The sequence below is a fragment of the Roseateles sp. FW305-36 genome (assembly GCF_058787015.1).
This window is the reverse complement of the sequence record NZ_JBYSZK010000035.1, coordinates 1-10,184: the sequence shown is the minus strand read 5'-3', so window position 1 is coordinate 10,184 and position 10,184 is coordinate 1. Positions and strand designations below refer to the sequence as shown.

General features: G+C 59.7%; 8 protein-coding genes. 7 read left to right on the top strand and 1 reads right to left on the bottom strand.

The annotated features are described in order from the left end of the window. Positions 1–335 precede the first annotated feature (335 nt). Complete coding sequence (locus AC3WOE_RS30355; RefSeq protein ID WP_492696254.1) at positions 336–476, bottom strand: hypothetical protein; 141 nt, start codon at positions 474–476, stop codon at positions 336–338. 518 nt (positions 477–994) lie between these two features. On the opposite strand from AC3WOE_RS30355, the gene dpgA reads away from it, so the two are divergent. The 7 genes from dpgA to AC3WOE_RS30320 all read left to right on the top strand — a co-directional run. Then, positions 995–2,281 carry a 3,5-dihydroxyphenylacetyl-CoA synthase DpgA gene (gene dpgA / locus AC3WOE_RS30350; protein WP_492696251.1) on the top strand — a complete coding sequence of 429 codons (1,287 nt, stop codon included), beginning with the start codon at positions 995–997 and terminating at the stop codon, positions 2,279–2,281. 166 nt (positions 2,282–2,447) lie between these two features. Further along, entirely contained in the window at positions 2,448–3,182 is a 735-nt protein-coding gene (gene dpgB / locus AC3WOE_RS30345) for an enoyl-CoA-hydratase DpgB (protein ID WP_492696248.1), read from the top strand. Between the two features lie 151 nt (positions 3,183–3,333). Next, entirely contained in the window at positions 3,334–4,749 is a 1,416-nt protein-coding gene (locus tag AC3WOE_RS30340) for an enoyl-CoA hydratase/isomerase family protein (protein WP_492696246.1), read from the top strand. A 2-nt stretch (positions 4,750–4,751) separates the two neighbouring features. Beyond that, entirely contained in the window at positions 4,752–6,284 is a 1,533-nt protein-coding gene (locus AC3WOE_RS30335) for an aminotransferase-like domain-containing protein (RefSeq protein WP_492696242.1), read from the top strand. Positions 6,285–6,319: 35 nt separating this feature from the next. Then, a complete protein-coding gene (gene dpgD / locus AC3WOE_RS30330; RefSeq protein WP_492696238.1) occupies positions 6,320–7,090 on the top strand; it encodes an enoyl-CoA-hydratase DpgD in 771 nt (256 codons plus the stop codon). Between the two features lie 206 nt (positions 7,091–7,296). Beyond that, positions 7,297–8,049: a thioesterase II family protein gene (locus tag AC3WOE_RS30325; protein ID WP_492696256.1), complete on the top strand. Its 753-nt coding sequence runs from the start codon at positions 7,297–7,299 to the stop codon at positions 8,047–8,049. A 195-nt stretch (positions 8,050–8,244) separates the two neighbouring features. Continuing rightward, a partial coding sequence (locus tag AC3WOE_RS30320; RefSeq protein WP_492696234.1) for an AMP-binding protein occupies positions 8,245–10,184 on the top strand: 1,940 nt, incomplete at its 3' end.

The following is a 10,184-nucleotide window of genomic DNA, read 5'->3' as shown; positions in this document are numbered from 1 at the left end:
TGCAGATTGACGATTCGCACCATCAATCTTGGCGCCTCGGCGCCGGGGCCAGAAGGTGGGAAGTCCCTTCGTATTCAGTCGGGACGCCGAACTCCGCATGCGTTTGTTCGCTCTGCTTGACGAAGCGATAGCGGCGCTGCAGAAGAGAAGTAACGCCTACGCGACGAGCAATTTGTAGGGCTGTAACTCATCGGTGAATGATGAACGATGGGCAACTAGGAAAATCTAGACGGCTAAACGCCGGTGCCTGCGCCTAGGCCATGAAGGCCGGGCTGGTGAACTCCGCCCATGGTCCGCGCGCGCACGGCCTGCGGATGGCCCCTGAACCGCGTTACCTAGTCCAGCACACGCACGACGTGCTCGCCACCGATGTCGTGATGGACGGCGATGTCCATGCATTTGTGGCTGAAGTCGTCGGTAACGGTCAGGCCTTCGATGAGCGGCCCGCTGGCCAGGCTGTCAGAGACGAAGTCCATGCTCCGGACCTCATTGAGGATCTGGGGCTCGTGTAGCGGCACGCGTTCAAGCTTCAGGCGTTACTTGACGCGGAGCTTGCGCACCTACAGGTCGACCAGCTTGTGGAGCCAGCATACGCGTTCGTCGTTGATCGCCGCGCCTTCGGTTCCCAGCAGCTCGCCGATGCGCCGGCAGCCGAAGCGGCGCCGCTCGGTCGTGGCTTGCGGGTCACCTATTCCCGCATTCCATCCGCATTTTCTTGAAGGCGGTTCAAAATGCCCATGATACTTGAATTCTCAATTTATTCTTTCGGTTAATTTGCCAGAGGGCAATGGTGAATATTCACCAAACAAACAAACGCTCTGATTTGGCGATGTGAAGTGGTGGCACTAGGTGGTTTCCTGTAGTGGGGATATGGTTCATTAGTGCGGCTTGGGGTTGGGGGCTGTTGATGTGGTGCCCCTTATAGTTGTTGGCTGAATGGATGTTCGGTGGCAGGGTGCTGATTTGTGGCGGTCCTTGTGCGTTGGACTGCGTGATGAATACAGACTATGAATTCCCTGTCGGGCCCCGTTTCGCGGCTCCTTTGTCGATCGGTGATTTGGCGTCGCATGCCGATTCACATTCTCGTAATGCAGTTTTGGAACCATCGAGCGACTCAGGACTCGATTTGAGCTATGGTATGGGGCACGAGTTGACCTATCGGCGGGCAAGTGCAGTGCTGGATGGCTCTGCGCATTCGGCGCGCTCACATATTCTTGGTGTCGGTACCGCGGTGCCGGAGGCTTCATATAGCCAAAAGGAATTGATCGAGCGTTTCAGTATTAAAGACAAGCGCATTCGAGCTGTTTTGCTTGGAGGTGGCATCGAGCGACGACATCTCTGTCTTCCCGATGCTGATCCTGCCGGTGGGCCCGTCGAAGAATCCCAGTCAATGCTCTTGAAGAAGCATTGCGATATGTCGTTGCATATCGGTGCTAGGGCTATTCGCCGTTGTCTGGAAAACACCGAGCTGGATTTGCTGGATATCGATTACCTGTGTGTGGTGACCACAACAGGTTTTCTGGTTCCCGGGCTAAGTGCGCTCCTTATCAAGGAACTCGGCCTGCGCAAGAGCACCAGTCGCGTCGACATCGTCGGCATGGGTTGCAACGCGGGGCTGAACGGCATGAATGTCGTTGCGTCTTGGGCGGTGGCCAATCCCGGCAAGATCGCTGTGATGTTGTGCGTGGAGATTTGTTCCGCTGCCTATGTTTACGACGATCGAATGGAGATTGCCGTCGTCAATGCCCTCTTTGGTGATGGTGCAGCGGCAGTCGCCCTTCGTGCTGGACCAAAGTCTGACACTTTGCCTGCCATTGCTCGTGCGCCAAAGCTGGAGGCTTTTGCTAGTCATGTGATCAGCGATGCAGTCGACGCGATGCGCTTTGACTGGGACGATCAATTCGGCAAATTCTCCTTCGGTCTTGATCCAGGCGTGCCCTACGTCGTTGGTGCCAACGCTGAAGAGGCCATCGACCGCCTGTTGCGTCCACGCGGCTTGCGGCGTAGTCGGATTGCCCATTGGCTTGTGCACTCCGGGGGCAAGAAGGTCATTGACGCCGTCAAGATCAACCTCGGCCTGACTGAACATGATCTGCGTCACACCCGCGGAGTGTTGCGCGATTACGGCAACGTTTCGAGTGGATCGTTCCTGTTTTCGTATGAGCGGCTGCTCGGCGAAGTGGCCGTACAGCCTGGTGACTACGGCGTCATGATGACCATGGGCCCGGGCTCCACCATCGAGACGGCCTTGCTTCATTGGCCAGGCGAGGTTCATAGATAGTTTGCGCTCCGTGATAACGCCGTCTATCGCAAAGAGACCCAGGCTGCGTCTGACCGGGCTTGTGGCTTGAAGCCCTGCTTGTGTCAAGCCTGCGGTCAACCAGCCCTGTAAGCGTTGCGCCTGACTGGCGTCGTGAGCAGGACAGCTCCCCTTTATGAGTTTCAGCATGTATCAGCTTGCCTCCCCTGAGGGCCAGGAAACCACCACAACCACCGTAATCGAAGCCACATTCGACGTTGCAGGGGTCTTAAGCAAGGATTTCGTCGCACAAATCAATTCACTGTGCGATCAGGCTGAGGATGCCGGTGTGGGCTGCATTCTTCGCATCAATCTGGAGGGGCGCCATCCGGATGACGTGCGCCACGACGATGCGCCTCATCTCATCGATGTCAACCTCGTCAATCATTGGGAAAGGGCGCTGCGACGGCTTGAGCGCGTGCCTGGCGTCACAGTAGCTGTCCTCGCCGGCGATGTTGGAGGCTTGGGCTTGGCGCTACTGCTGTGTACCGACTATCGGATCATCGGAGAAACCACTCTTCTGCGCCTCAGTCATCCGGGTCAGCCTCAGTTGCCCGGCATGGTGTTGCATCGCCTCAGTAATCAGCTGGGCGTCGTTCTCAGTCGACGCATGGCCTTGCTGGATCGCCGCCTAAGCGGTCAAGAAGCCCTTCGGCACGGTTTGGTGGATGACGTCTGCAGTCAGCCCGGCGTGGCTGCGCTCTCCCTGATACAGGATCTACACCGACAAGACCTCACGCATGCTTCCATGCAGCGTCGCCTGATTTTGGAGGCTCCGGCAGTCAGCTATGAGGACGCCCTGGGTTCGCACCTCGCTGCGTGTGACCGTGTTTTGCGACAGGCTCAGGTTGCGAAGGTGACTGCTGCCGCTATTGCGCGTTGACCGGACTTTGCCAAAGGAGAGTCGCGTGAGTGCAGCGCCTCAGTTGTCGGTTTCTGCCGCAGATCCCTTAGCGACCACACAACCAAGTCTCTCACTTGGCGCGGCTTGGCCTGACGGTGCAAGCAGCGCTACGTCGATAGCACCGCAGGACATGCTCTCTACGCTGGCTTCAGGCGATGGATTGAACGCCTCTTCCTTCGGTTCACACCGCATGCTGCCGCTTGACAGTATTGGTGAGTTGGAGCGGCTGCTGCAATTCGTGGCGGGCGCAAACTCAGCGATAGCAGAGCTGCCTGCGAAGCCAGCGCGCAATGTCGAGCAGGGCCTCAAGGCGCAGGCCTTGTTGGACGCCGTGCGCCTGGCGCGGCAGCGATTCATGCGTCGTCACGCACAGTGGGTGTATGCACAGCTAACTAACGACGGCACCGAGCGGCTGCGCCTATCCGCACTGTGCGAAGCCGCCGCGCGCTTCTTCCCCGGCCTCGTGCCCAGCCCTGAACAGATGCAGCTCGAGCGGCGATGCCTGCAGTCCGATAAAGACGGGCTGGAACGCGACTTGGCCGTTTTCTTGGCCGAGTTGCTCAGTCAACCGCAAGTCGGTGAACACCTGCTGGAAAGCATGCGCATGGTGTGCCCGCGGGCATTGGAGCTGCAGGCGGAATACCTAGAGACCGGTGCGCTGCGCCTGCCCGGCGTGTTGTTGGAGCGCCAGGGAGGGGTCGCGTATCTGACCGTTTGCAACGCGGACACCCTGAACGCTGAAGACGACGCGCTTGTGGCTGACTTGGAAGTGGCAAGCGACTTGGCACTGCTGGATCCAGAGGTTCGCGTAGGGGTGCTGCGTGGTGGTCAGGTGAATCACAGCAAGTACGCCGGGCAGCGGGTGTTCAGCAGCGGCATCAACTTGAAGCACCTGCATGGCGGACGCATCTCGTTTGTTGAGTTCCTCCTTGAACGTGAGACGGGTTTTGTAAGCAAACTCTACCAAGGCCTGCTCGTAAAGGATGAGGTTGGGCATTTGCAGCGCATCAGCAAGCCTTGGCTTGCGGCAGTGGACAGCTTCGCTATCGGAGGCGGAACGCAGTTGCTGCTCGTGATTGACAGCGTCATTGCTGCCGAAGGGAGCTATTTCAGCTTGCCGGCGGCAAAGGAAGGGATCGTCCCTGGAGTCGCCAACCTGCGTTTGAGCCGCTACGTTGGCGCCAAACTGGCCCGTCGCATCATCTTGCACGGCCACGTTGTGCACGCCCATGATCCCGAGGCCGCAATGCTGATCGACAAGGTCGTCAAGTCAGAGCAGATGGAGATGGCCATCGAGGCGAGTGTGCGCGAGCTGGACAACCCGGCTGTCGTGGCCAACCGCACCATTTTTAATCAGGCCGAAGAGCCGCTCTCCCTATTCAGGGCCTACATGGCCGAATTCGCCTTGCAGCAGTCCGAGCGGGCCTATAGCGAAGACGTGCGTGCGAAGGTCGCGCGTTACGTGAGCGAGCACAAATCCGAGCAGACAGGGGCTGGGGAGCAGCGGTGCAGGACTGGCCACACCAGCCCTCTTTCAGGGAGCTGAAAATGCGCGCCATTTCGGCCGACCAGTTGCATGCCAGCCTTCAAGACCCCGTTCTTCAAGGCATCAGCTTTTTGAACGAAGTCATGGATCGCTACCCCGATGCGATCAGCTTTGCGCCAGGTGCGCCGCATGCCCAAACTTTTGAGGACTTTGATCCTGCGGGCTGCATTGCGCGCTATCAAACCTACCTGCGCGACGAGTTGCGTTTGAGCCCAGCTCAGATCACCAAGCGGCTCTACCAGTACGGCCCAGCGCGTGGCCTCATCAACGAGCTGTTGGCTACCGCGCTGCAGGTCGACCAGCAAATCAGCGTCCGCCCCCAAGACTTGGTCGTCACGGTGGGAGCTCAGGAAGGCATGCTGCTGGTGCTACGTGCCCTTTGTCGTGATGCTCACGACCAGGTTGCTTTGGTGAATCCTTCGTTCGTGGGCATTCGAGGGGCTGCACGTTTGCTGGACATCGCCACGTGGCCAGTGTCAGAAGCTGTAGGTGGTGATGGTGTGGACTGTGAAGCCTTGGCGAGGCTGTGCGTTGACGCGCGGCGTCGTGGCGAGCGAATTCGGGTTTTGTACGTAGCACCGGACTTTGCCAATCCAAGTGGAACGCAGATGTCTTTGGCGGCGCGCCACGAACTGCTGCAGCTTGCTAGGGCGCATGACTTCTTCATCCTTGAAGACAACGCTTATGGGTTTACGGCAGAAAAAGAGGGGGAGTTGCCCACCCTCAAAGCGTTGGATCAGTGCGGCGGAGTTCCCACTGGCCGGGTGATCTACTTGGGCACCTGCGCCAAGATTTGCTTGCCAGGCGTGCGCGTCGGTTTCGTGGTGGCCGATCAACCGGTGCAGCGCGAGGGACAAGAAAGTGGCGTGTTGGCCGACGAACTTGCCGCACTCAAGAGCATGGTTAGCGTCAACACTTCGCCACTGTGCCAAGCCATGGTGGGCGGACTGATCTTGCAAAACGGCGGCTCGCTGGCCGCCATCGGCCAGCGCAAGGCGCAGCTGTACCGACGCAACCTCAAGGCTTTATTGAAGGCACTCGACCGCCACCTGGGGACGGCGGCCCAGGCCCACTTGCAGGCGGGCATTGACATTGCTGAAGCGGGCGGTGGTGATCCCACCGGGGCTGTGTCGATTACGAGCGTCGACGCGTCGGGGCGCCCTCGCTTGTGCTGGAACCAACCGCGCGGCGGCTTTTTTGTGCGGATGCAGTTGCCCGTACCAGTCACTGAGCAATTGCTGCACGTGAGTGCAAGCCGGTATGGCGTGCTCTGGACACCGATGAGTGGTTTCTATCTGAATGACAGCGGCAAGAACGAATTGCGACTTTCCTGCAGCTATTTGAATCCACAACAAATCGACTTGGGTGTGCAGCGGCTGGCCTCCTTTCTGCGCGATCCAGCTGTGGCGGCGTTGCCAGCTTCTGTCGCGCTTGGCACTGGCGCTTCATCGCCAAAGGCCACTGAGCATGCAGTGGCGTCTGACGCTGAGACCCTGCCCGCTTCCGGCTCACTTTCACACCTCCAACCACTGTGATCGACGCACCAGTCCTGTACCGCAAAGAAGGTCGCGTGGCGACCATCACTTTGAACCGTCCCCACGTGCTCAACGCTTTGGATCTGGCCACCCACGCTGCGTTGGCCGAGATTTGGGATGACTTCGAGAGTGACGACGAGATCTGGGTTGGTGTCCTTGCGGCTAGCGGTGAGCGTGCCTTTTGCGTAGGGCAGGATTTGAAAGAGCTGGTGGCGCGCACGGATGCTCAAGGGGCAGAGAAAGCTCCCGCCAGCAGCTTCGGGAGTCGCGGGCTGCCGGGTTGGCCGCGGCTCACGGAACGCTTTGCGCTCAGCAAGCCGCTGATTGCCCAGGTTCAAGGCCTTGCTTTGGGGGGCGGGTTTGAGCTGGCGATGGCTTGTGATTTGATCATCGCCTCAGAAAATGCCGAGTTCGCCTTGACCGAGGCCCGCTTGGGGCTGATTGCGGGAGCCGGCGGAGTGTTTCGCTTGAGTCGTCAGTTGCCTCGCAAGCTTGCCATGGGGCTTTTGCTTACTGGCAATCGGCTTAGCGCCAGCGAGGCGTTCGCACATGGGCTGGTTAATGAAGTGGTGTGCCTTCAGGACTTGGCGGCCGCCACGCAGCGCTGGGTTCAGGCACTGTTGCGCTGCGCACCGCTTTCTCTGCAGTCCATCAAGCAGGCCGTGCAGCAGTCTGACCACCTCAGCCTCGAAGACGCCTTTGCCGCTCACTATTCCGCTGAGCAGCGGCGCCGCAACAGCGCCGACGTGAGAGAAGGCCCCAAGGCGTTTGTGCAAAAGCGCGAACCGAATTGGACCGGGCGGTGAGCCCGCTTGAGCGAGCCGAGTGTCATACGTTCTAAACATAGCTTCCAAATTCCCTCCCCCTGCCTCGATCACGTGATTCCGATGCCCGCAAGTCTGCTCATAAATCATTTCCTCGATGCAGCATCGCTGCGTCATTCTTTGGTATCACAGGCTCGCGCGTTGCTGGACAGTGGTTGTCAGCGACTTTGCAAGATCAAAGCTTGACGATGAATCAAGCGACGGATCTCTGGCTCCCGTACCGGGTGCCTCGCGCTGGTGCTGCCTTGCGTCTTTTCTGCTTCCCCTATGCGGGCGGTGGTGCCTCGGTGTACCGAACTTTCTCCAAGGCATTGCCCGCAGCGATTGATGTTTGCGCGGTTCAACTCCCCGGCCGCGAGAGCCGACTTGGCGAGCCGCCGGTAGAACAGATTGGCCGCCTTGTGTCGATGCTGGCTGATGGGTTGGCGAAGCACCTTGTCCAGCCTTACGCCTTCTTCGGTCACAGCATGGGTGCACTGATCGCTTTCGAGTTGGTGCGCGAGTTGCGGCAGCGTGGCAGCCCGCTTCCGATGCATGTCTTTGCATCCGCTTGCGCGGCTCCCCACATCCCCGACCGAGATGAAACTCACAAGCTGACCGACGATCAGTTGGTCGAGCAACTCCGTGCGTTGGGTGGGATGAGTGAAGAGGTACTCGCGCACCGCGAATTGATGGCAATGGTCATCCCTGTCATGCGGGCAGATGCGGCTGTTTCGGAATGCTATGTGCATCAGACGCAGATGCCTTTGCCCGTGCCAGTCACGGCTTTCTGTGGTTTGGCGGATGAGAAGGCTCCGCGTGTGCAGATGGAGGCTTGGCAGCAGCACACGACGGGTGGATTCAGCATGGTGATGGTGCCCGGTGGTCATATGTTTCTCCTTGGAGAACAGCTTGATTCGGTGGCCTTAAGGGTCACTCAAGCGCTAAGCATGAGGAACTGAGCCTGCTTTGTCTCGGTCGCTCAGGAGTTTTGCACCTCGCTGGCGAGGATGCCAACGTCTTGCGTGCGAAAGAGGGCTTGCCGTCGATCACCTGCCCAAGCTCACGTCTTTTCGCAATCTCGAGTTCTGACCTATCTCGCGGCGTCTGGCTGCTGCACCTAACTGAACTGCGACAACCGCTCACTGCAAAGCCCTATGGATACGCTCTCGAAGCCGCAACACGCCCAGCAGGAAATCCAGCATGCCGAAGATGGGGGCGCTTTTCAGGGCGCCCGTTTAGCGCAAGCCATCGCCAACTGGAGCGAGCGCCTCGACGGCTGGGTGCCAACGCCATTACCTCCCATCCTGCAAGACCGTCGCGCTTCGCACAGTCACGCAGGCAATGCCCCTCATTCAGCGCGGATTGAGGCATCCGACTGGTTCGATGTGGATGGCCATGGCCTAGCGGCGGTCAGCGGAGCGTTGCCCGCGGCGCTGCTTGTTGTGCTCAGCCGTATGACGGGGGTGCAGGGAATTCATATCGGGTGGCGGCCCAAGACTGCATGGAGTGGCTCTGGCCGGTCATCGCAGGCGGCGGAACCGAACACACACGAGCGCTCAGCTCGATTGGATACAGCGCCCCTGTGCGTGGTGATCGACCCGCAGGGCAGTTTCATGGAGATGGCGACCTGGGTCAGCCAGGAGTTAGAGCGGTTGGACAGTGATGTGGCGCTGCTGGCGCCGCTGGAAGCGCAAGATTCCCGTGTGCGAGACCTGGCGTTGCGATTGCAAGACGTATGGCCGCTCGTCTTGGAGTCCGGTGCGAACTCTGAGGACTTGTCATGCTCCGACAGCCTGCGTCCAGGCCGTCCATTGATTCTGCAGATCAACGAGGCGACTCGGCATGTGCGCTGGGTCTACGACCCTCAGAAATGGAGCCTCCAAACACTGGAGCGAATCAGTGCTTATGTGCGTGCGCTTTTGCTCCAGGCGTCGAACGGTGAGCGTGGGCTGCACGCGGTGTCCGAGTTGGACATCCTGCCGGCACAGGAGCGAGAGCAGCTGCTGGTGGGGTTCAACCAGACCGAGGTGACGTACCCCGAAGGGCTGGTGCACGAGCTGTTCGAGGCGCAGGTGCAGCAAAACCCCGAGGCCACGGCGGTGGTGTGCGGGGAGGCGTCGCTGAGCTATGCCGAACTCAACGCCAAGGCCAACCAGGTGGCGCACCGGCTGATTGCGCTGGGGGTGAGGCCGGACGACCGGGTGGCGATCTGTGTGGAGCGCAGCCTGGAGATGGTGGTGGGGCTGGTGGGGATTCTGAAATCGGGAGCGGCGTATGTGCCGCTGGACCCGAGCTACCCGCAGGAGCGGCTGGTGTACATGGTGCATGACAGTGCACCGAAGGCGATCCTGAGCCATGCACAAGTGGACGAGCGGCTGCTGGAGCGGCTGGTGCAAGCCACTGCGGAAGGCAAGGCGGGGGCGGTGCTGCTGCGGCTGGACGCCGATGCGCAAGTCTGGACAGGCTCAGAAGCTGAGCGGTTCAACCCTGACGCGCGCGAACTGGGGCTGAGCGCGAAGCACTTGGCGTATGTGATCTACACATCCGGCTCGACGGGCATGCCCAAGGGCGTCCTTGTTGAGCTTTCTGCACTGCTCAATCTGTTGAGGAGCTTGGCGGAAACCAGTGCTATCAAATCCCTGGACCGATTGCTGGCGCTAGCTTCGTTCAGCTTTGATATGTCTGTGCCAGAGCTTTGGATGCCATTGACTGCTGGCGCCAGCGTGGTTCTTGCCCGTCGTCAGGAGGTCAACGATGGGGAAGCTCTCGTTGAGTTGCTTGATAGACATTCGATCAATGTCATGCAAGCTACTCCCGCCACGGCGCGATTGCTTCTTGCAAGCGGATGGCGTGGCTCTGCTGAACTTCGACTTCTGTGCGGCGCCGAGGCGCTAAACCAAGACCTTGGACACCAACTCCAGAGTTATGCCGCCAAGGTTTGGAATGTCTACGGTCCTACCGAGACGACGGTGTGGTCAACCAGTCAGGCGACATCGCTGGATCAGCCGATCCATCTCGGCCGGCCGATCGCCAACACGCAGATCTACCTGCTGGACGAGCACCGTCAGCCGGTGCCGCTGGGGGCGGTGGGAGA